Source organism: Streptomyces caatingaensis (genome assembly GCF_001187435.1).
Taxonomy (GTDB): domain Bacteria; phylum Actinomycetota; class Actinomycetes; order Streptomycetales; family Streptomycetaceae; genus Streptomyces; species Streptomyces caatingaensis.
The window spans coordinates 1-21,014 of record NZ_LFXA01000008.1 but is presented as its reverse complement, the minus strand read 5'-3'; the positions used below and the strand labels follow the sequence as shown (position 1 = coordinate 21,014).

Annotated in this window: 17 protein-coding genes and 2 rRNA genes; 12 read left to right on the top strand and 7 right to left on the bottom strand. The window is 71.9% G+C overall.

The features are described from left to right. Positions 1 to 3: 3 nt before the first annotated feature. From AC230_RS12765 to AC230_RS12755, 3 genes are all read right to left on the bottom strand, one after another. The gene (locus tag AC230_RS12765) at positions 4 to 696 is read right to left on the bottom strand and encodes a hypothetical protein (RefSeq protein WP_078871201.1); all 693 of its coding nucleotides are present in this window, start codon (positions 694 to 696) and stop codon (positions 4 to 6) included. After that, positions 684 to 1,232 (bottom strand): SigE family RNA polymerase sigma factor, encoded by a 549-nt coding sequence (locus AC230_RS12760; protein WP_087926908.1) that lies wholly within the window; start codon positions 1,230 to 1,232, stop codon positions 684 to 686. The genes AC230_RS12765 and AC230_RS12760 overlap by 13 nt, the downstream gene beginning before the upstream one ends. Before the next feature lie 196 nt (positions 1,233 to 1,428). Continuing rightward, positions 1,429 to 2,352, bottom strand: coding sequence for an HhH-GPD family protein (locus AC230_RS12755; protein ID WP_049716298.1), 924 nt, complete (start codon positions 2,350 to 2,352; stop codon positions 1,429 to 1,431). A 166-nt stretch (positions 2,353 to 2,518) separates the two neighbouring features. Here AC230_RS12755 and AC230_RS32535 point away from each other — a divergent pair, with 166 nt between their 5' ends. The 3 genes from AC230_RS32535 (at position 2,519) to AC230_RS12745 (ending at position 4,315) form a co-directional block, all read left to right on the top strand. Next, on the top strand, positions 2,519 to 2,692 hold the full coding sequence (locus tag AC230_RS32535; protein WP_157868564.1) for a hypothetical protein: 174 nt from the start codon (positions 2,519 to 2,521) through the stop codon (positions 2,690 to 2,692). 154 nt (positions 2,693 to 2,846) lie between these two features. Then, on the top strand, positions 2,847 to 3,323 hold the full coding sequence (locus AC230_RS12750) for a pyridoxamine 5'-phosphate oxidase (protein WP_049716297.1): 477 nt from the start codon (positions 2,847 to 2,849) through the stop codon (positions 3,321 to 3,323). 191 nt (positions 3,324 to 3,514) lie between these two features. Next, positions 3,515 to 4,315: a hypothetical protein gene (locus tag AC230_RS12745; protein WP_338399794.1), complete on the top strand. Its 801-nt coding sequence runs from the start codon at positions 3,515 to 3,517 to the stop codon at positions 4,313 to 4,315. A 78-nt stretch (positions 4,316 to 4,393) separates the two neighbouring features. Here AC230_RS12745 and disA read toward each other — a convergent pair whose 3' ends face one another. After that, on the bottom strand, positions 4,394 to 5,527 hold the full coding sequence (disA, locus tag AC230_RS12740) for a DNA integrity scanning diadenylate cyclase DisA (RefSeq protein WP_049716295.1): 1,134 nt from the start codon (positions 5,525 to 5,527) through the stop codon (positions 4,394 to 4,396). 120 nt (positions 5,528 to 5,647) lie between these two features. Continuing rightward, positions 5,648 to 7,114, bottom strand: coding sequence for a DNA repair protein RadA (gene radA / locus AC230_RS12735; protein WP_049716294.1), 1,467 nt, complete (start codon positions 7,112 to 7,114; stop codon positions 5,648 to 5,650). 205 nt (positions 7,115 to 7,319) lie between these two features. Between radA and AC230_RS12730 the strand changes: the two genes are divergently transcribed. After that, the gene (locus tag AC230_RS12730; protein WP_049716293.1) at positions 7,320 to 8,423 is read left to right on the top strand and encodes a hypothetical protein; all 1,104 of its coding nucleotides are present in this window, start codon (positions 7,320 to 7,322) and stop codon (positions 8,421 to 8,423) included. Positions 8,424 to 8,495: 72 nt separating this feature from the next. On the opposite strand, the gene AC230_RS12725 is transcribed toward AC230_RS12730, so the two are convergent. Next, on the bottom strand, positions 8,496 to 9,302 hold the full coding sequence (locus tag AC230_RS12725) for a DUF3109 family protein (RefSeq protein WP_049716292.1): 807 nt from the start codon (positions 9,300 to 9,302) through the stop codon (positions 8,496 to 8,498). Between the two features lie 45 nt (positions 9,303 to 9,347). Between AC230_RS12725 and AC230_RS12720 the strand changes: the two genes are divergently transcribed. The 4 genes from AC230_RS12720 (at position 9,348) to ilvD (ending at position 13,866) form a co-directional block, all read left to right on the top strand. Continuing rightward, positions 9,348 to 10,265, top strand: coding sequence for a Ppx/GppA family phosphatase (locus AC230_RS12720; RefSeq protein WP_049716291.1), 918 nt, complete (start codon positions 9,348 to 9,350; stop codon positions 10,263 to 10,265). Positions 10,266 to 10,479: 214 nt separating this feature from the next. Beyond that, positions 10,480 to 11,304: a sugar phosphate isomerase/epimerase family protein gene (locus tag AC230_RS12715; RefSeq protein WP_078871200.1), complete on the top strand. Its 825-nt coding sequence runs from the start codon at positions 10,480 to 10,482 to the stop codon at positions 11,302 to 11,304. Next, positions 11,301 to 11,918, top strand: a complete 618-nt coding sequence (locus AC230_RS12710; protein WP_049716289.1) for a TetR/AcrR family transcriptional regulator — start codon at positions 11,301 to 11,303, stop codon at positions 11,916 to 11,918. The genes AC230_RS12715 and AC230_RS12710 overlap by 4 nt, the downstream gene beginning before the upstream one ends. A 97-nt stretch (positions 11,919 to 12,015) precedes the next feature. Then, positions 12,016 to 13,866, top strand: coding sequence for a dihydroxy-acid dehydratase (ilvD, locus tag AC230_RS12705; RefSeq protein ID WP_049716288.1), 1,851 nt, complete (start codon positions 12,016 to 12,018; stop codon positions 13,864 to 13,866). A gap of 152 nt (positions 13,867 to 14,018) precedes the next feature. Here the strand turns inward: ilvD and AC230_RS12700 are convergent, their stop codons facing one another. Next, positions 14,019 to 16,241: an outer membrane protein assembly factor BamB family protein gene (locus AC230_RS12700; protein ID WP_049716287.1), complete on the bottom strand. Its 2,223-nt coding sequence runs from the start codon at positions 16,239 to 16,241 to the stop codon at positions 14,019 to 14,021. 167 nt (positions 16,242 to 16,408) lie between these two features. Between AC230_RS12700 and AC230_RS12695 the strand changes: the two genes are divergently transcribed. The 4 genes from AC230_RS12695 to AC230_RS12680 all read left to right on the top strand — a co-directional run. Beyond that, positions 16,409 to 16,690, top strand: a complete 282-nt coding sequence (locus AC230_RS12695; protein WP_049716286.1) for an SH3 domain-containing protein — start codon at positions 16,409 to 16,411, stop codon at positions 16,688 to 16,690. A gap of 51 nt (positions 16,691 to 16,741) precedes the next feature. After that, on the top strand, positions 16,742 to 17,185 hold the full coding sequence (locus AC230_RS12690; protein WP_049716285.1) for a hypothetical protein: 444 nt from the start codon (positions 16,742 to 16,744) through the stop codon (positions 17,183 to 17,185). 509 nt (positions 17,186 to 17,694) lie between these two features. Next, positions 17,695 to 19,220 (top strand): 16S ribosomal RNA (locus tag AC230_RS12685). A gap of 280 nt (positions 19,221 to 19,500) precedes the next feature. Further along, positions 19,501 to 21,014: ribosomal RNA gene (locus AC230_RS12680) — 23S ribosomal RNA — on the top strand; the annotation flags it as partial.

The following is a 21,014-nucleotide window of genomic DNA, read 5'->3' as shown; positions in this document are numbered from 1 at the left end:
CTCCTATCCCGAGCCCTCGCTCTTGGCGGTCGTGCCGCCGACCTTGCTGAAGTCGGTGTGGGTCCGCCCGGTCTCCCGGAACCTGCCGTCCGTCCAGTGGTACGTCACCACATCCTCGCCGGACGGGTCCGCGACCGGGTCGCCGGAGCCGTAGATCTGCGTCGTGACCTGGAGGTCCCCGCGGTCGATGTCGGCGTAGACCGGCGACGTCTCGGACGAGAACACATTCTCGTACGAGTCACCCTTCGCACGGTACACATACGAGCCGATGCCGATGGCGTCCCCGCACGTCAGGATGTTCACCACGACGTCGTCGCGGGAGGCGCCGGTCAGCTGGCCGTAGATGACGTCGACCGGGTACTGGTCCTTCACACAGGGCTTGAAGTTCTTCTTCACCGCGTCGCTGATCCTGGGGTCGCCCTTGATCAGCGCGGCGGCGTCCACCTTGGTGCGGCTCGCCGACGGCGAGGCCGTCGGCGCCTTGCCCCCGGCGGACTCGGCGGTGGACCGGGTCTGGGCGGGGCCCTCCTTGCGGACGCCCTCCGTGCTGGTGCTGCACCCGGCGAGCAGCAGGCCGGCGGTCGCGGCGGTCGCCGCGACCACGCCACCCGTGATCAGCACCGGTCGTGCCGGGCCCGCGGTGCCGTCCGTCCGCCGGTCCCGTCGTGCGGCGATCGCCTTGGTCAGGCCGCGCACCGTTCCTGCCCCCGCTCGTTGCGCTCGAGCGCGTGGAAGTCCAGGTCGCGGCTCTCCAGCTCCTGGCGGAGCCTGGCCAGCGCCCGGTGCAGGGTGCTCTTGACCGTGCCGGTCGACATCCCGAGCGCCTCCGCCGTCTCCTCGGTGCTCATCTGCTCCCAGTGTCGCAGCACGACGACGCTGCGCTGCTTGGGTGCCAGGACTCCGAGGATGTCCATCAGCAGCGCACGGTCGGCGTGCTGCTCGGTGCCGTCCTCGACGCTGGCGTCGGGGAGCTGCTCGGTGGGCACCTCGTCCAGCTTGCGGGCGCGCCACCACTCCGTACGAGTGTTGATCATGACACGGCGCAGATAGGCGTCGGCAAGCGACTTGTCGGCTATGCCGTCCCAGCGGCCGTAGGTGCGGACCAGAGCGGTCTGGAGCAGGTCCTGCGCGTCGATGGGGTCCGGGACCAGACGGCGGGCGCTGCGCAGGAGTGCGTCCTGACGGTTGCGAACGTACTCTTCGAAGTCCAGAACCTTGCCGCTGCTGGCCATACTCGCAGCCTCCATTCCGCTTGCGTCCCCGTGCCTGCTGTCCCGTGCCGGACGCGTTCGTCCAGCACGGAGAGGACGCTACGGAGGAGCTGTTGCGACGTGATGTGCAGCAGCCCTGCGGCTGGAACACAGCTATCCATAGGTTGTGTAACAGCAGGGGAGAAAGAGCGGCTCTGTCCGGTTCGCAGGCCCGCCGCTAGGTGAGCGGGAGGCGGTACCGGGCCCCCTCCAGGGGCTCCACGAGGCCGTCCGCCACCAGCCCGTCCAGGGCACGGGCGCGCTGCACGGGCTCGTCCCACACGGCGTCCAGCGCCGCCTGCGGGACGGGGCCGTGCGCCTCGCGCAGCACCGCCAGCAGCCGGCCGCGGACCTGCCGGTCCGTGCCCGCGTACGTCTGGCCGCGGCGCGGCGGGCCGTCGTGGGCCGGTGAGCCCGCCGCCCGCCAGGCGCAGTCCCCGGCGATCGGGCAGCGTCCGCACTCCGGGGAGCGGGCCGTGCACACCAGCGCGCCCAGCTCCATCGTCGCCGCCGCCCAGCGGGCGGCCACCGCCTCCTCGCCGGGCAGCAGCTCGCGGGCGAGGCGGCGCTCGGCGGCCGTCGTGGCGTTCGGCGGGTACTCGACGCCGGTGACGGCGCGGGCGAACACGCGGCGGACGTTCGTGTCCAGCACGGCGTGCCGGCGGCCGTACGCGAACGAGGCGACGGCCGCCGCCGTGTACTCGCCGACGCCCGGCAGGGCCAGCAGCTCGGCGTGGTCGTCGGGGACCTCGCCGCCGTGCCGCTCGGTGATCGCCGTCGCGGCGGCGTGCAGGCGCAGGGCGCGCCGGGGGTAGCCGAGGCGGCCCCAGGCGCGGACCGCCTCGCCCGGCGGCTCCGCCGCCAGGTCGGCCGGGCGCGGCCAGCGGGCCAGCCACTGCTCGTACATCGGCAGCACCCGGTTGACCGGCGTCTGCTGGAGCATGAACTCGCTGACCATCACGCCCCACGCGCCCGCTTCCGGGCGCCGCCAGGGAAGGTCCCGGGCGTGGGCCTCGAACCAGGCGATCACGGGGGTGTGGAGGGGATGGGCCGTCCCGGCCGTCGTAGCCGCCGGGGGCGTGGCGGACGTCGTCGTAGTCATGGCACGGCCGATCCTACGGGCCGGTGGGGGCTTCCCGTACGGGTGAAGCGGACGCCGGTGTGCTCCGGCGCGGGGCGTCTCCCCCGACGATGGCCCTGTGGAAGGCCGCCGTGAAACCCCGCCCCTGGTCCGGTGCCGGGCCTGTGCGCATCCGCTGTGGTGGGACATGACCCCCGTGCCCGGGCTCGCTCCTGGCTGGTACTGCTCGTCGTGCAAGCACCCGCCGGAGCGGTACCGGAACACGGCCGCGGCGGCGCCGGTGTGCCCGGAGGGGTGCGCGAGCGCGATCGTGGAGACGGGCGGGGGCGGGGAGCGGAGGTTCGTCTGCCACCGGTCGTGATCGGACGGGCGTGATCGGGCGGGCGTGATCGGGCGGGCGGGTTCGTTCGGCTGTCTTCGTGTGGCCGCGTCCGTGCGGTCGTGTTGGGGCGGGGCCGGGGCCGAACCCCACCCCACCGTGCCCACCCTCCGCCGCCAGGAGGTGGAATGGGGGTATGGACCCGGAGATCCGCGCCGCCCTCGACGCGCACAGCACGCTCACGCTCGCCTACGTCGACGCCGACGGCCCGCAAGCCTGCGCCGTGTTCTACGCGGTGTTCTGTCCGGTCACCGAGGCCTCAGGAGCAACAGGCGCACCGGCATTGGTATTTGTCACTTCTCCCACCACCCGCCACGGCCGTGCCCTCCTCCCCGGCGACGTCCCCGTCGCGTTCACCGCCCAGCGTGACGGCCAGGAGTGGACCGGACTCACCGGCGTGCAGGGCCGGGGCCTCTGCCGGCGGCTGGCGGGGGCGGAGCGCGCGGCGGCCCTGGAGGCGTACCGGGAGCGCTTCCCGTACGTGGAGCACGACGAGCGCCTGCGACAGGCGATGGAGCGCGCGGACCTGTGGGAACTGAGGCCGCGTTGGCTCCGACTCGTCGACAACGGGCGGGGGTTCGGGCACAGGACCGAGTGGTCCGAGGGCGGGTGAATTCGCGGTCCCGAACGGCATGGACGCCCTCACCACCGGGCAGATGATGAGAAAAGTAGGCACTCATACGGCGGGTACGGGGTGGAGCCCGGCGGGATCTCTCGTAGAGTTTTCGCGTGGGATCACTGCGCAATCCGATCGGGCCGCTTCCCTCGTCCATCTACTGGCGACGGAGGGGAGTTGCGCTTGCCGTGCTCGCCGTCCTCGTCGTGCTGGTGGTGTGGCTGCTCAGCCTCGGCGGTGAGGACACCTCCTCCGACGCCAGGAACGGCGGCCCCCGGAGCGGGGACTCGGGAGGTGCCACCATCACCCCGGGCCCGACCCCGTCCGGGCCGCACTACACCCAACGGCCCGGCGGCCGCGACGAGTCGGGCACCGGGGGCGGCTCCGGCGGCACGGGCGACGCCGGCGGCTCCGCGGGGTCCGGCGGTGCCGGGCAGGGCAGTGTCGGTGGCCTGGGGAGCGTGGGCGGCGGTACGGGTGCCGCGCGCGGCTCCGGGGGCGGCTCCGGGGGCGGAAGCGGCGCCGGGCCCGCCGCGGGTGTGCTGGGCGCCGGGAGCGGCACGGTCCTGGCCCACGACACCAAGGTTCCTGACTGCACGTCAGGAAGCGTCCGTGTGGCCGTGCGCAGCGTCAAGGCCGCCTACGGGCCGGGCGAGCGGCCCAAGTTCGAGATCGTCGTGAGGAACTCCGGCGGCAGCGCCTGCAAGGTCAACCTCGGCTCCCCCGCAGCCGTTCTGAAGATCACCGACGCCTCGGGAACGCAGCACGTGTGGGCGTCCGACGACTGCCCGCGCGGCCGCGGCGACGTCCTCGTCGAGGTGCCGGCCTCCGGCGAGACCCGGCGCACCGTGGAGTGGGACCGGGCGCACAGCGCCCCGCAGTGTGCCACCGCGAACGCGGGCGGCCCGGCGCACGCCGGTTCGTACCGGGTCGAGGTGAAGATCGCGGGAGTCACCGACCGGGCGGAGTTCGCCCTGGACAAGGGCTGAGCGCCGTCCTGGGCAAGGCCGGACGGCACGGGTGACGGGGAGGGGCCCACCGCGGTGGGCCCCTCCCCGTCACCCGTGTTACACGTACCGCTCCAGGATGGACGACTCCGCCAGCCGCGAGAGGCCCTCGCGGACCGAGCGGGCGCGGGCCTCGCCGACGCCGTCCACGGTCTGGAGGTCGTCCACGCTGGCGGCCAGCAGCTTCTGCAGCCCGCCGAAGTGGTCCACCAGCCGCTCGATGATCGCGCCGGGCAGCCGCGGCACCTTGGCCAGCAGCCGGTAACCGCGCGGGGAGACCGCCGAGTCGAGCGTCTCGGGGGAGCCGCTGTAGCCGAGCGCCCGTGCCACGATGGGCAGTTCGAGCAGCTCGCTGTGGGTGAGCGAGTCCAGCTCGGAGAGCGCCTCGGCGACCGTGCGGGTGCGCTTGGCGGTGGGCTCGGGCACGTAGTCCCGCACGACCAGCTCGCGCTCCGGCTCGACGCCGGCGATCAACTCGTCGAGCTGGAGCGAGAGGAGACGGCCGTCGGTGCCCAGCTCGACCACGTACTCCGCGATCTCGGTGGCGATCCGGCGGACCATCTCCAGGCGCTGCGAGACCGCCGTGACGTCCCGGACGGTGACCAGGTCCTCGATCTCCAGGGCGGAGAGCGTGCCGGCCACCTCGTCCAGCCGCAGCTTGTAGCGCTCCAGCGTCGCGAGCGCCTGGTTGGCGCGGGAGAGGATCGCGCCGGACTCCTCCAGCACCCGCCGCTCCCCGTCCACGTACAGCGCGATCAGCCGCATCGACTGGCTCACGGAGACGACGGGGAAGCCGCACTGGATCGAGACCCGCTGCGCGGTGCGGTGCCGCGTGCCGGTCTCCTCGGTGGGGATCGAGGCGTCGGGGACGAGCTGGACGCCCGCCCGGACGATCTTGGTGATGTCCTTGTCGAGGATCAGCGCGCCGTCGAGCTTGCACAGCTCGCGGAGTCTGGTCGCGGTGAACTCGACGTCGAGGACGAAACCGCCGGTGCACATCGAGTCGACGGTCTTGTCCATGCCGAGGACGATGAGCCCGCCGGTGTTGCCGCGCAGCACGCGCTCCAGCCCGTCGCGCAGGGCCGTGCCGGGCGCGACGGCGCTCAGCGAGGCGCGCATCAGGGCGTCGGCATGGGAGCCACCGGAGCCGCCCCCGGCCCTGCCGGGGCCCGATGCCCGGTCGTTGGCTGCCACTGCACTCCTCCGGTCGCATGGTCAACGGTGGCCGCGAACCGCCCACCCCGCGTGCTCGCGCACCCGGTCGCGTGCTGGGGGCACCCCCGGCGCGTACCGGGAGGCGGGACCAGGGAAAGTCTACTGGCGTCGGGCCGCTCGAAGGGGGGCGTCCTCCGGCCGGGCCCCGTCCCGCTCCCCGCCGGCGGCGCTCCCGCCACCCGCGCCCCTCCTGCTCCGGGGCAGTACGCGCAGCGCATCCGCTATGTCGGCCACCTCCAGCACCCGCATTCCCGCGGGCACCTTGCCCGGGTCGCCCGGCACCAGGGCGTGGGTGAAGCCCAGCCGGTGCGCCTCGGCCAGCCGGCGCTGGACGCCCGTGACCCGGCGGACCTCGCCGGCCAGGCCGACCTCGCCGATGGCCACCAGGTTCTTCGGCAGCGGGGTGTCGCTCGCGGCGCTGGCCAGGGCCAGCGCGACGGCCAGGTCGGCGGCGGGCTCGGAGAGCTTCACGCCGCCGACGGTCGCGCTGTAGATGTCGCGCTTGCCCAGGGCGCTGATGCGGCCGCGCTGCTCCAGCACCGCCAGCATCATCGAGACGCGGGAGGTCTCCAGGCCCGAGGTCGTGCGCCGGGGCGAGGGGATCTGCGAATCCACCGTCAGCGCCTGCACCTCCGCCACCAGCGGGCGGCGGCCCTCCAGGGTGACGGTCAGACAGGTGCCGGGGACGGGCTCGTCGCGGCGGGTCAGGAAGAGGCCGCTCGGGTCGGCCAGGCCGGTGATGCCCTCGTCGTGCAGCTCGAAGCAGCCGACCTCGTCCGTCGCCCCGTAGCGGTTCTTCACGCCGCGGACCAGGCGCAGGCGGGCGTGCCGGTCGCCCTCGAAGTGCAGCACGACGTCCACCAGGTGCTCCAGCAGGCGGGGGCCGGCGATCGCGCCGTCCTTGGTGACATGGCCGACGAGCAGCGTTGACATCCCGCGCTCCTTGGAGGCGCGGATGAGGGCGCCCGCGACCTCGCGCACCTGGGCCATGCCGCCCGGGGCACCGTCGATCTCCGGGGAGGCGACCGTCTGCACCGAGTCCAGGATCAGCAGGGACGGCTTGACCGCGTCGAGGTGGCCGAGAACCGCCGACAGGTCCGTCTCCGCCGCGAGGTAGAGGTGCTCGGAGAGCGCGCCGATGCGGTCGGCCCGCAGCCGGACCTGGCTCGCCGACTCCTCGCCCGTCACGTACAGCGTCCGGTGCTCGGCGGAGGCGGACTTCGCGGCGACGTCCAGCAGCAGCGTCGACTTGCCGACGCCCGGCTCGCCCGCCAGCAGCACCACCGCGCCGGGCACCAGGCCGCCGCCCAGCACCCGGTCGAGCTCCGGGACGCCCGTGCCGCGGGCCGTCGCCTGCCGGCCGTCCACCTGGCCGATGGGCAGGGCGGCGGACGTGACCCGGCCGGCGGCCGTGGTGCGCACGGCGGGCGCGCCGTACTCCTCGACCGTGCCCCACGCCTGGCACTCGGGGCAGCGGCCGAGCCACTTGGCGGTGGTCCAGCCGCACTCCGTGCAGCGGTAGGAGGGGCGGTCCTTGGACGAACGGGAGGTACGGGCAGCAGCCATGCGGGTCACCGTAGCGGTAGCCACTGACACCCGGGGGCCCGGTGCGGCGGCGCTGGTGCGGAGGGTGTTGCGGCGGGGGGTGTGGCGGGTGTGGTGCGGGGGTGTTGTGGCGGGGCGCGGGCGTTGCGGTGGGCACATCCCCCGTACGGGGTAAAACCGGGTGAGTGGCGCGAATGGGTCGGGCCGTCGGCCTACGGTCGCCGGGATGACGACGCGCAGCCACGTCCCCTGGGCGCCGCACCTCGACGGCCTCTACACCTACTGCCTGTCCGCGCTCGGCGACCCCGCGGCCGCCACGGCGGCCCTCGGCGAGGCCCTGGCCCACGCCGAGCGGCGCGCCGACCGCGCGCCCGCCGGGCCGGAGCTCCGGCCCTGGCTCTACGCCCTGGCCCGCTGGGCCTGTCCGGTCCCGCGCGACCCCGACTGGCCGGAGGCCTTCGAACTCGCCGTACGGCACGGGCTCGCCCCCAGGGAGGTCGCCGCCGTCCTGCGGGCCGAGCCCGGCGCCGCCCGCGCGCTCATCGCCAGCGGCGCCTGCGAGGTCGAGCGCGCGCGGGTCGCGCTCGCCGTCGCCGCGCGGGGCGGCTGTCCGGGGCTCGCGGGCCTCGCGGACGGCCCGCGCCGGGCGCTCGTCCGGCACGTGGACGAGTGCGCCCGCTGCCGCCGGGCCGCCGAGCGGGCCGCCGCGGGCTCCTGGCCGGGGACGTCGGCGCCGGTGCCGCCGCTCGTCCGCGCGCCCCTCGCGGACGTGGGCGCCGCGGTGGCCCGGGCGCGCGGGGCCCGGGGGCCGCGAGGCCCGCGCTACGACCGGGACGGCTTCCCCCGGCCGCCGCGGGACCGCGCCGGGCGGTGCGGGCGGCTGCGGCACCGGGCCGTCACCACCACCGTCGTCGCGGCGGTCGTCGCCGCGCCGGTGCTGGCCCTGTGGGCGGTGTGCCGGGGGGTGCCGGCCGGGGTGCCCGAGGGCGCCTCGGCGCCCTTCGAGGACACCGGTGACGTCCTCGGCCCCGGGCGCTCCCGCGGCCGCCTCACCGTCACGGCGCGGCAGCACGGGGACGACACGCTCGTCACGCTCACCGCCGTCGGCGGGGAGGTCCGCTGGTCCGCGACGGCGGACGCGCCGTGGCTGCGGCTGAGCGGGGTGGGCGGGGTGCTCCGGCCCGGCCGGAGCGTCACGGTCACCGTCTCCCCGGACACGGACGACGCGGATCCGGACCGGGGACGGGGGTGGGGATGGGGGCGGGTCGTGCTGATGCCCGGGGGTGCGGTGGTGAGACTGCCCCAGCCCCGCCCTTCCACCGTTTCCTGACGCCCGCCCGGGCGCCTCCGGCTTCCCCTTCGCGCGGCACGCGCGCCAGGGGTCGTGCAGGGGCTCCGCCCCTCAGCGGCCGGCCGCCGCCGCCCCGCCGTCCGCCGGGTGCGGAGCCACCGGCAGCAGCGCAGCCATCCGCTCCTCGCACAGCTCGACCAGCCGCGCGTACGCCTCCGGCCCCATCATCTCCACCAGCTCGGCCCGGTAGCTCTCGTACACCGGCTTCCCCGCCCCGTGCGCCGACCGCGCCGACGTGCACCACCAGTGCAGGTCGTGGCCGCCCGGCCCCCACCCCCGCCGGTCGTACTCGCCGATCGAGACCTGGAGGACGCGCGTGTCGTCGGGCCGGTCGATCCACTCGTACGTCCGCCGGACCGGGAGCTGCCAGCACACGTCCGGCTTGGTCTCCAGCGGCTCGCGCCCCTCCCGCAGCGCCAGGATGTGCAGGGCGCAGCCCGCGCCCCCGCCGAACCCGGGGCGGTTCTGGAAGATGCAGGAGCCCTTCCAGCGGCGCGTCTGCCGCTCGCCGTCCTCGTCGACCTGCGTCCACCCGTCCCCGTCCGGGTCCGTCCCCACCTCGTGGAACTGCCAGATCTCCGGCGTCAGCCGGGCCACGTGCCCGGCCACCCGCTCCTCGTCCTCCTCGTCCGAGAAGTGCGCGCCCAGCGTGCAGCAGCCGTCGTCGGCCCGCCCGGCCTTGATCCCCTGGCAGCCGCTGCCGAAGACGCAGCTCCAGCGGGACGTCAGCCAGGTCAGGTCGCAGCGGAAGACCTGTTCGTCGTCGGCCGGATCGGGGAACTCGACCCACGCCCGGGCGAAGTCCAGCCCGACCTCGTCAGGGATCACCGGCTGCTTCGCCTTCTTCGTCTTTGCCACACCTCAAGCCTATGTGTCCCCACGGGCCCCAGTAGCGTTCCCCGCATGAGACTCGGTGTCCTCGACGTGGGTTCGAATACCGTCCACCTGCTGGTGGTGGACGCGCATCAGGGCGCCCGCCCCCTGCCCGCCCACTCCCACAAGGCCGAACTGCGCCTCGCCGAGCTCCTCGACGACTCCGGCGCCATCGGCGACGAGGGCGTCGAACGCCTGGTGCGGGTGATCCGCGAGGCCCTGGAGGCGGCCGAGGACAAGGGCGTCGAGGAGGTGCTGCCCTTCGCCACCTCCGCCGTCCGCGAGGCGGCCAACGCGGACGCCGTCCTCGCCCGCGTCCGCGAGGAGACCGGCGTCGCCCTGCCCGTGCTCAGCGGCGAGGCGGAGGCGCGGCTCACCTTCCTCGCCGTCCGCCGCTGGTTCGGCTGGTCGGCCGGCCGGCTGCTCGTCCTCGACATCGGCGGCGGCTCCCTGGAGATCGCCTACGGCATGGACGAGGACCCCGACGTCGCCGTCTCCCTCCCGCTCGGCGCCGGCCGGCTGACCGCCGCCCTGCTGCCGGACGAACTCCCCGGCCCCGAGGACGTCCGCGCCCTGCGCCGCCACATCCGCACCGAGATCGCCCGGGTGGTCGGCGGCTTCTCCCGCGCCGGCTCCCCCGACCGCGCCGTCGCCACCTCCAAGACCTTCAAGCAGCTCGCCCGCTTCGCCGGCGACGGCCCCCGCGACCGCCGCACCCTCAGCCGCAAGTCGCTCGCCGAGTGGGTGCCCCGCCTCGCCGCCATGACCCCCCAGCAGCGCGCCGCCCTCCCCGGCGTCCCAGCCGGCCGCGCCCCCCAGCTCCTCGCCGGCGCCCTCGTCGCCGAGGCGGCGATGGACCTCTTCGGCGTGGACGAGACCGAACTCTGCCCCTGGGCCCTCCGCGAGGGCGTCATCCTGCGCCGGCTGGACCATTTGCCTACGGGGTGAGGCACGGGGGGAGGAGGGGGACGAGGTCCCGGAGGGAAGAGGCTTTGGCGAGGTGAGGCGCCGGTGCGGTGCGGCGCCGGCGAGACGAGGCCCCCCGGGGCGCGGCCCCGACCGGCCGCCGCCCCCGCAAGGGCGAGGCGCCACAGCACCGAGGCACCAGCAGCCGCAGGCACCACCTGCACGCCGCGCGAGGGGCGGTCGTACGCTGTCCCTCGTGACAGAGCCAGTGGTGCGGATCCCGGACGCGAAGGTCGCCCTGTCCACCGCCTCGGTCTACCCCGAGTCCACGGCGACGGCGTTCGAGATCGCCGCCCGGCTCGGCTACGACGGCGTCGAGGTCATGGTGTGGACGGACCCGGTCAGCCAGGACATCGACGCCCTGCGCCGGCTCTCCGACTACCACCGCATCCCCGTCCTGGCCGTCCACGCGCCCTGTCTGCTGATCACCCAGCGCGTCTGGTCCACCGACCCCTGGGTCAAGCTCCAGCGGGCCCGCGCCGCGGCCGAGCGGCTGGGCGCCGGCACCGTCGTCGTCCACCCGCCGTTCCGCTGGCAGCGCTCCTACGCCCGCGACTTCGTCCGCGGGATCTGGCGCATGGCCGACGAGACCGACGTCCGTTTCGCGGTCGAGAACATGTACCCCTGGCGCTACCGCGACCGCGAACTGCTCGCCTACGCGCCCGACTGGGACGTCACCCAGGACGACTACCGGCACTTCACGGTCGACCTCTCGCACACCGCCACCGCCCGCACGGAGGCGCTCGACATGGTCGCCCGGATGGGCGACCGCCTCGCCCACGTCCACCTCGCCGACGGCAACGGTTCCAACAAGGACGAGCACCTCGTCCCCGGCCGCGGCAAACAGCCCTGCGCCGAGCTCCTCGAACAGCTCGCCGTCAGCGGCTTCGACGGGCACATCGTCGTCGAGGTCAACACCCGGCGCGCCATGTCGGCCGCCGAACGCGAGGCCGACCTCGCCGAGGCGCTCGCCTTCACCCGGCTCCACCTCGCCTCCCCGACCGGCGCGGCCCGGCCGTGACCCCGCCGGAGACCCCGCCCCGCCGCCGCGGCCGCCCGCCCCGCGCCGAGGCCGGCGACGGCCCCGGCGCGCGGGAGCGCATCGTCGCCGCCGCCCGGGCCGAGTTCGCCGAGCGGGGCTACGACGGGGCCTCCATCCGCGCCGTCGCCAAGGGCGCGGGCGTGGACCCGGCCCTCGTCCACCACTACTTCGGCCCGAAGGAACGACTCTTCGCCGCCGCCGTCGAGGCGGGCCTGGCCCCCGCGCTGGCCGCCGCGGCCGCCCTGCCCGAGGGCGGACGGGACGACGTGGGCGAGCGGATGACCCGCTTCGTCCTCGGCCTGTGGGAGGACCCGGCCACCCGGGAGCCGCTGCTCGCGGTCGTCCGCTCCGCCGTCGCCAACGAGACCGCGGCCGCCGTCTTCCGCGAACTCGTCACCGACCGGCTGATGCTGCCCGTCGCCGGCCTCCTCGGCGTCGCCGACGCCCGGCTGCGCGCCGAACTGGCCGCGGCCCAGCTGGTGGGCACGGCCATGCTCCGCTATGTGATCAAGGTGGAGCCGCTGGCGTCGGTCGGCTTCGAGACCGTCGTGGCGAGGGCGGCCGCGGCGGTACGGGCGCACCTGACCGGCTGAGACGCCCGGACCGTCTCGCATCGCGGAAACCCTGTCCGGATCTTGGATCCTGAGCGTAGGCTCGGAGGACCCACCGCATCCGTAAGGAGTGGAGCACATGCGCCAGCTGAGGTCCCGCACCGTCACCCACGGCCGCAACATGGCGGGCGCCCGCGCCCTCCTCCGCGCCTCCGGGGTAGCGAGCGAGGACATCGGCAAGCCGATCGTGGCCGTCGCCAACTCCTTCACCGAGTTCGTCCCCGGCCACACCCACCTCGCGCCCGTCGGCCGCATCGTCTCCGACGCGATCCGCGCCGCCGGCGCCGTGCCCCGCGAGTTCAACACCATCGCCGTCGACGACGGCATCGCCATGGGCCACGGCGGCATGCTCTACTCCCTGCCCTCCCGCGACCTGATCGCGGACAGCGTCGAGTACATGGTCGAGGCCCACTGCGCCGACGCCCTGATCTGCATCTCCAACTGCGACAAGATCACCCCGGGCATGCTGATGGCCGCGCTGCGCCTCGACATCCCCACGGTCTTCGTCTCCGGCGGCCCCATGGAGGCCGGCCGGGCCACCCTCGTCGACGGCACCGTCCGCAAGCTCGACCTGATCAACGCGATCGTCGACGCGTCCGACGAGAGCGTCTCCGACGAGGACGTCCTCCGCATCGAGGAGAACGCCTGCCCCACCTGCGGCTCCTGCTCCGGCATGTTCACCGCCAACTCGATGAACTGCCTCACCGAGGCCATCGGCCTCTCCCTCCCCGGCAACGGCTCCACCCTCGCCACCCACACCGCCCGCCGCGCCCTCTACGAGAACGCGGGCCGCACGGTCGTCGAGATCACCAGGCGCCACTACGAGCAGGGCGACGACTCCGTCCTCCCCCGCTCCATCGCCACCCGCGCCGCCTTCGACAACGCCATGGCCCTCGACATCGCCATGGGCGGCTCCACCAACACGATCCTGCACCTGCTCGCCGCCGCGCAGGAGGCCGGGCTGGACTACGGCCTGAACGACATCGACGCCGTCTCCCGCCGCGTCCCGTGCCTCGCCAAGGTCGCCCCCAACGTCGCCCCCGGCGGCACCTATTACATGGAGGACGTGCACCGCGCCGGCGGCGTCCCCGCCATCCTCGGCGAACTCCACCGCGCCGGCCTCCTCGACGAGGACGTCCACTCCGTCCACTCCGCGTCGCTCGCCGAGTGGCTCAAGTCCTGGGACGTGCGCGGCGGTTCGCCCTCCCCGGAGGCCGTCGAACTCTTCCACGCCGCCCCCGGCTGCCGGCGCTCGGCCACCGCCTTCTCCCAGTCCGAGCGCTGGGAGAGCCTGGACCTCGACGCGGCCGGCGGCTGCATCCGCTCCGTCGAGCACGCCTACTCGAAGGACGGCGGACTGGCCGTCCTCAAGGGCAACCTCGCCGTCGACGGCTGCGTCGTGAAGACCGCCGGCGTCGACGAGTCGATCTGGACCTTCGAGGGCCCGGCCGTCGTCTGCGAGTCGCAGGACGAGGCCGTCGAGAAGATCCTCGGGAAGCAGGTCAAGGAGGGCGACGTCGTCGTCATCCGCTACGAGGGCCCGCGCGGCGGCCCCGGCATGCAGGAGATGCTCTACCCCACCTCGTTCCTCAAGGGCCGCGGCCTCGGCAAGGCGTGCGCCCTCGTCACGGACGGCCGCTTCTCCGGAGGCACCTCCGGCCTCTCGATCGGACACGCGTCGCCCGAGGCCGCGGCCGGCGGAACGATCGCACTCGTGCGCGACGGGGACCGCATCCGCATCGACATCCCCGCCCGCTCCATCGAACTCCTCGTCCCCGAGGAGGAGTTGACCGCCCGCCGCGCCGCCCTCGGCGGCGTCTACGCCCCCACCGGCCGCAACCGCAAGGTCTCGGCGGCCCTGCGGGCCTACGCGGCGATGGCGACGAGCGCGGACAAGGGCGCGGTGCGGGACGTGAGCCGTCTGGGGTGAGGCGCACCTCTCCCGACAAGGCGACAAGGGGGCTTGGGGGGCGAAGCCCCGCCACCGCGCGGAGCGCGGCCCGGGGCCGGAGGGGGCGGAGCCCCCGGAAGAAACGGTGAAACGGGGATGCCCCCTCTGGGGGAGGGTCCGGGGCAAACCCCCTACCGCCACCGCGCAGGCTCCCGCACCCCCACCCCGAACACCACCCCGTCCGGCGCCGAACCGAAAACCTTCCCCCGCCCCACCACCGGCGCCGGCACCTCCCCCGCGAACCCCCTGTCCGGCCCCGCCGGCCGCGCCCGCGTCTGCCCGAGCAGAGCCCCCCGCTCCGCGTCCACCGCCGTCAACCGCCCGTCCGCGGCCAGGAAGTACACCCGCCGCCGGTCCGCCACCGGCACCGACGCGTTGGACACCGACGTCTCCAGCTTCCACAGCCGCCGCCCCCGCTCCGTGTCCACGGCCGTGAGCCCGCCGTCCCCCGCCAGGAGATAGACGGCGTCGCCGCGCGCCATCGCGGTGGCCGTGTACAGCGGCACGTCCAGCGGCACCCGGCGCTCCCGCCGCGCCGCCGGGTCGTAGCGGACGACGGCGGTCACCCGGTTCTCCCCGTCCGTCGCCGTCAGATGGAGGGCGCCGTCCGTACGCGCCCCCACCGCCTGCAGCGTCCCGTCCGCCGTCCACTGCCAGAGCGTGTTCCCGGTCGCCGGATCGACGGCCGCCACCAGCGTCCGCCGCCCGCCGTCCGCCGGACCGAGCGCGTAGACGGGCCCGGTGCCGTACGAGGAGAGGACGGGGGTGCCCAGCCCGGCGATCCGGTGCCGCCAGAGCTCCCGGCCGCTCCCCGCGTCCAGCGCGGCCACCGTCCCGTCCCGGGCGGCCAGCAGGAGCGCGTCGCCCCCGGGATAGACCCGCGCCAGGTACCGCGACACGTCCCGCGTCCGGCGCGTGCCGCCCGACTCCGGGTCGAGCGCGAGCAGTTCGCGCCCGTCCGCCGACAGGACGTGCACCAGCCCCCCGCCCACGACGGGCGCCCTCGGCGACGCGACACCGCCGGACCGCGCCGGCGCCGCCGCCGTCCGCCGCCAGACCACCCGCCCGTCGACGGGATCGATGCGGACCGCGAGCAGCCCGGGCGCCGAGCAGTAGAGGTCGCCCTCCGCGTAGGCGCAGGAGGCCGCCGCCCGGGTCCTCCCGAGGGACGTCTGCCAGGGCTGCTGCCACTTCGTCCACGCCGAGGAGGACGGCCGCGTCTGCAGCGGCTCGCTCCCGGGCCCCGCCCGGTTCACCGCCCAGCCGGCGCCGACGCCCAGCGCGACCACGACGGCCGCCCCGAGGGCGAACCACGAGGCGCGCCGCCGGCGCGAAGCCGCGGTGACCGGATCCCCGGGCGGCCTTCCGGGCGGCTCCCCGGGCGGGGCGCCGGGACCCGACCGCGAGTGCGTCACCGGCGTGTCCGCCCGCCGCGGCCTCCGCCGGGGCACCCGCCGCCGGGGCGGCGGGAGCGCGGGCGGCACGGACGACACGTCCGGCAGCCGCGGCACGGTCGGCCGCTCGTGCTCCTCCAGGGCCGGCAGCCGCGACATGATCGCGTCCGGCGTCGGCCGGTCCTCCGGCTCCTTCGCCAGACAGTCCCGCAGCAGCGGCACCAGATCGGCCGGCACCCCCGCCAAGTCCGGCTCGTCGTGCACCACTTGGTACGCGACCAGATAAGGACTGTCCGACTCGAACGGCCCGCGCCCCGTCGCCGCGTGGACCAGCAGCGACGCCAGCGCGAACACATCCGCCGCCGGCCCCACCTCGCGCGGCCGCTGGAACTGCTCCGGCGCCATGAACGGCGGCGTGCCGACCAGCTTGCCCGTCTCCGTCCGCAACTCGCTGTCGTACGGCCGCGAGATGCCGAAGTCGATGACCTTGGGCCCGTCCTCGGCGAGCAGGACGTTGCTCGGCTTGAGATCCCGGTGCACGACCCCGGCGCGGTGGATGTCGCGCAGCGCCTCCGCGAGCCCCGCCGCCAGCCGCCGCACCGCGTCCGGGGCGAGGGGACCGTTCTCCTTGATGTACGAGGCGAGGGTCGGGCCCGCGATGCACAGCGTGGCCATCCACGGCCGCTCGCAGTCCGGGTCCGCGTCCACGACCGGCGCGGTGAACGCCCCGCTCACCCGGCGGGCGGCCGCCACCTCCTGCCGGAACCGCGCCCTGAACTCGGGATCGGCCGCGTACTCGGCGTGCACCACCTTGACCGCGAGGCGCAGCCCCGACGGCGAGTGCGCCAGGTGCACGACACCCATGCCGCCCGAGCCGAGGCGCCCTTCCAGGCGGTACCGACCGGCGTACCCGGGATCCTCCGCTCCCAGTCCGCTCCCGGTGTCGCGCAGCGGCGGCATTACCCCACCCCCGTTGTCCTCTCGGCCGCATAGGCGGCGTGCGGAGCCTAGTCGATGGGGCGCCCGATCCCCGGGAGGGCGTGCCGGGACCTTGCTAGCCTGCGCATGTCATTCAGCCGTCAACAACAGTCTGCTGACGGTCGATTCGGAACGGGGGAAGACGCTCCATGACCAATGAAGAGACCCTCCAGGCCGCCGGCCTCGCCTCGTACGCCATCGCTCCCGGCTACCAGGTGAACGTGCGCAGCGGCCCCGGTACCGACAGCCCGGTGGTCAGGGTCCTCCCAAGAGGCTCCCGGGTCCAGATCCGCTGCCAGACCCGCGGCGAAACGGTCACCGGCCCCTGCGGCACGACGAACATCTGGGACAACATCGGACCGGGACAATACGTATCCGACTCCTACGTCAAGACGGGCAGCGGCGGCTTCGTGACGGGCAGCTGCTCCTGACGCCGGATCCGCCACGGCGCTGCGTCCGTGAAGGAACGGCACAATCGGCACATGAGCGGACAGCACCCCCGGACCCCGCAACCGATCCGTTTCTTCGGCACGACCTGGGTCGAGCACGACGGCGGCTACGCCCTGCGCCGCGCCGGCGTCGCCGTGGGCGGCCTGCTGGCCGCCGTGGCCGGCGCCCTCCTCCTGCGCCTCGGCTACGAGGGCCTGGCCATCGCCAAGGTCGGCGGCGTGGTGAACGTCCTGGTGGCCGGCGCCGTCGCCATCTGTACGGCGCTGGCCTTCCGCCGCACCTGGGAGGGGTTCGTCCGCCGCCCGGACCCGGCACGGGAGGGGGCCGAGGCCGCGGAGCGCCCGTCGTCCGGACTGCTCGCCATCGGCTTCGTCGGCGTCTTCCTCGCCTGGTCCCTGCGGGCCCTCCAGGAGGCGCCGGGGGAGCGACTGCACCGGCGGGAGTACGAGGAGGGGGGCGGGCGCGAGCACCCCTGAACCTCGTGTAGAGTTCTTCGAGTTGCCGCGGCGTCCGTGAGGAGGCCGGGGCGGCGTTTCACGCCAGTCGGCGGGATTCCTACTGCACGGCCCCTGAACGGGATGGATTTCGGCATGCCGGAATTCGGTTCCGGACTCCGATTAGGAGTCGCCGGGGAAATCCGCTAAAGTAGTGATCACGCCGGGCCGCGAAAGCGGAAAGGCGGGAAAGCCCCGATCCAGCAGGGGGCCGGAAACGAGAAATCGGATCTGGTAAGGTTGGAAACAACGAAGGGAAGCGCCCGGAGCGCCTGGTGAAACAGGAGCGAAGGAAGCGTCCGTTCCTTGAGAACTCAACAGCGTGCCAAAAGTCAACGCCAGACTATAAAACAACCCCGTTCCGGCCGGTTTGACCGGTTGGGATGAGGTTCCTTTGAAAAACACAGCGAGGACGCTGTGAACGGCCGGGCTTATTCCGCCTGGCTGTTCCGCTCAACGCGAGTGTTGAACCGGTATGAGTCCGGTAAGCATTCACGGAGAGTTTGATCCTGGCTCAGGACGAACGCTGGCGGCGTGCTTAACACATGCAAGTCGAACGATGAAGCCGCTTCGGTGGTGGATTAGTGGCGAACGGGTGAGTAACACGTGGGCAATCTGCCCTGCACTCTGGGACAAGCCCTGGAAACGGGGTCTAATACCGGATATGACCTGCCGAGGCATCTCGGTGGGTGGAAAGCTCCGGCGGTGCAGGATGAGCCCGCGGCCTATCAGCTTGTTGGTGGGGTGATGGCCTACCAAGGCGACGACGGGTAGCCGGCCTGAGAGGGCGACCGGCCACACTGGGACTGAGACACGGCCCAGACTCCTACGGGAGGCAGCAGTGGGGAATATTGCACAATGGGCGCAAGCCTGATGCAGCGACGCCGCGTGAGGGATGACGGCCTTCGGGTTGTAAACCTCTTTCAGCAGGGAAGAAGCGCAAGTGACGGTACCTGCAGAAGAAGCGCCGGCTAACTACGTGCCAGCAGCCGCGGTAATACGTAGGGCGCAAGCGTTGTCCGGAATTATTGGGCGTAAAGAGCTCGTAGGCGGCTTGTCGCGTCGGATGTGAAAGCCCGGGGCTTAACTCCGGGTCTGCATTCGATACGGGCAGGCTAGAGTTCGGTAGGGGAGATCGGAATTCCTGGTGTAGCGGTGAAATGCGCAGATATCAGGAGGAACACCGGTGGCGAAGGCGGATCTCTGGGCCGATACTGACGCTGAGGAGCGAAAGCGTGGGGAGCGAACAGGATTAGATACCCTGGTAGTCCACGCCGTAAACGTTGGGCACTAGGTGTGGGCGACATTCCACGTCGTCCGTGCCGCAGCTAACGCATTAAGTGCCCCGCCTGGGGAGTACGGCCGCAAGGCTAAAACTCAAAGGAATTGACGGGGGCCCGCACAAGCAGCGGAGCATGTGGCTTAATTCGACGCAACGCGAAGAACCTTACCAAGGCTTGACATACATCGGAAACGGCCAGAGATGGTCGCCCCCTTGTGGTCGGTGTACAGGTGGTGCATGGCTGTCGTCAGCTCGTGTCGTGAGATGTTGGGTTAAGTCCCGCAACGAGCGCAACCCTTGTTCTGTGTTGCCAGCATGCCTTTCGGGGTGATGGGGACTCACAGGAGACTGCCGGGGTCAACTCGGAGGAAGGTGGGGACGACGTCAAGTCATCATGCCCCTTATGTCTTGGGCTGCACACGTGCTACAATGGCCGGTACAATGAGCTGCGATGCCGTGAGGTGGAGCGAATCTCAAAAAGCCGGTCTCAGTTCGGATTGGGGTCTGCAACTCGACCCCATGAAGTTGGAGTTGCTAGTAATCGCAGATCAGCATTGCTGCGGTGAATACGTTCCCGGGCCTTGTACACACCGCCCGTCACGTCACGAAAGTCGGTAACACCCGAAGCCGGTGGCCCAACCCTTGTGGAGGGAGCCGTCGAAGGTGGGACTGGCGATTGGGACGAAGTCGTAACAAGGTAGCCGTACCGGAAGGTGCGGCTGGATCACCTCCTTTCTAAGGAGCACATAGCCGACTACGAGCGAATGTCTCGTACGGTTGCTCATGGGTGGAACGTTGACTACTCGGCACAGTGACAGAGGGATGTTCGTTAGTACTGCTTCGGCGTGGAACGCGAGGGTCTCGAGTCGCTGGGCCGGGCACGCTGTTGGGTGTCTGAGGGTACGGCTGTATGGCTGTCCTTCGGTGCCGGCCCCAGTGAACTCGATGCTTCGGTGTCGGGGTGGTGGGTGGCTGGTCGTTGTTTGAGAACTGCACAGTGGACGCGAGCATCTGTGGCCAAGTTTTTAAGGGCGCACGGTGGATGCCTTGGCACCAGGAACCGATGAAGGACGTGGGAGGCCGCGATAGGCCCCGGGGAGCTGTCAACCGAGCTGTGATCCGGGGTGTCCGAATGGGGAAACCCGGCAGTCGTCATGGGCTGTCACCCGCTGCTGAACACATAGGCAGTGTGGAGGGAACGCGGGGAAGTGAAACATCTCAGTACCCGCAGGAAGAGAAAACAACCGTGATTCCGGGAGTAGTGGCGAGCGAAACTGGATGAGGCCAAACCGTATGCGTGTGGATACCCGGCAGGGGGTTGCGTATGCGGGGTTGTGGGATCTCTCTTTCATAGTCTGCCGGCTGTGAGACGAGTTAGAAACCGTTGATGTAGGCGAAGGACATGCGAAAGGTCCGGCGTAGAGGGTAAGACCCCCGTAGTCGAAACGTCAGCGGCTCGTTTGAGAGACACCCCAAGGTAGCACGGGGCCCGAGAAATCCCGTGTGAATCTGGCGGGACCACCCGTTAAGCCTAAATATTCCCTGGTGACCGATAGCGGATAGTACCGTGAGGGAATGGTGAAAAGTACCGCGGGAGCGGAGTGAAATAGTACCTGAAACCGTGTGCCTACAAGCCGTGGGAGCGTCGCACATCAAGCTTGCTTGGTGTGTCGTGACTGCGTGCCTTTTGAAGAATGAGCCTGCGAGTTTGCGGTGTGTTGCGAGGTTAACCCGTGTGGGAAGCCGTAGCGAAAGCGAGTCCGAAGAGGGCGACCTAGTAGCGCGCCCAAGACCCGAAGCGGGGTGATCTAGCCATGGGCAGGTTGAAGCGGAGGTAAGACTTCGTGGAGGACCGAACCCACCAGGGTTGAAAACCTGGGGATGACCTGTGGTTAGGGGTGAAAGGCCAATCAAACTCCGTGATAGCTGGTTCTCCCCGAAATGCATTTAGGTGCAGCGTCGTGTGTTTCTTGCCGGAGGTAGAGCACTGGATAGGCGATGGGCCCTACCGGGTTACTGACCTTAGCCCAAACTCCGAATGCCGGTAAGTGAGAGCGCGGCAGTGAGACTGTGGGGATAAGCTCCATGGTCGAGAGGGAAACAGCCCAGAGCATCGACTAAGGCCCCTAAGCGTACGCTAAGTGGGAAAGGATGTGGAGTCGCAGAGACAACCAGGAGGTTGGCTTAGAAGCAGCCACCCTTGAAAGAGTGCGTAATAGCTCACTGGTCAAGTGATTCCGCGCCGACAATGTAGCGGGGCTCAAGCGTACCGCCGAAGTCGTGTCACTGCAGCATGAGACCTAACGGTTGTTGTGGTGGGTAGGGGAGCGTCGTGTGCCGGGTGAAGCAGCGCCGGAAGGTAGTTGTGGACGGTTCACGAGTGAGAATGCAGGCATGAGTAGCGAATACCACGTGGGAAACGTGTGCGCCGATTGACTAAGGGTTCCTGGGTCAAGCTGATCTGCCCAGGGTAAGTCGGGACCTAAGGCGAGGCCGACAGGCGTAGTCGATGGACAACCGGTTGATATT

Coding starts and splice junctions, on each gene's coding strand:
- AC230_RS12760 (WP_087926908.1), bottom strand. CDS start 1,232: ATGGCCAGCAGCGGCAAGGTTCTGGACTTCGAAGAGTACGTTCGCAAC.
- AC230_RS12755 (WP_049716298.1), bottom strand. CDS start 2,352: ATGACTACGACGACGTCCGCCACGCCCCCGGCGGCTACGACGGCCGGG.
- AC230_RS32535 (WP_157868564.1), top strand. CDS start 2,519: ATGACCCCCGTGCCCGGGCTCGCTCCTGGCTGGTACTGCTCGTCGTGC.
- AC230_RS12750 (WP_049716297.1), top strand. CDS start 2,847: ATGGACCCGGAGATCCGCGCCGCCCTCGACGCGCACAGCACGCTCACG.
- radA (WP_049716294.1), bottom strand. CDS start 7,114: ATGGCTGCTGCCCGTACCTCCCGTTCGTCCAAGGACCGCCCCTCCTAC.
- AC230_RS12730 (WP_049716293.1), top strand. CDS start 7,320: ATGACGACGCGCAGCCACGTCCCCTGGGCGCCGCACCTCGACGGCCTC.
- AC230_RS12720 (WP_049716291.1), top strand. CDS start 9,348: ATGAGACTCGGTGTCCTCGACGTGGGTTCGAATACCGTCCACCTGCTG.
- ilvD (WP_049716288.1), top strand. CDS start 12,016: ATGCGCCAGCTGAGGTCCCGCACCGTCACCCACGGCCGCAACATGGCG.
- AC230_RS12700 (WP_049716287.1), bottom strand. CDS start 16,241: ATGCCGCCGCTGCGCGACACCGGGAGCGGACTGGGAGCGGAGGATCCC.
- AC230_RS12695 (WP_049716286.1), top strand. CDS start 16,409: ATGACCAATGAAGAGACCCTCCAGGCCGCCGGCCTCGCCTCGTACGCC.
- AC230_RS12690 (WP_049716285.1), top strand. CDS start 16,742: ATGAGCGGACAGCACCCCCGGACCCCGCAACCGATCCGTTTCTTCGGC.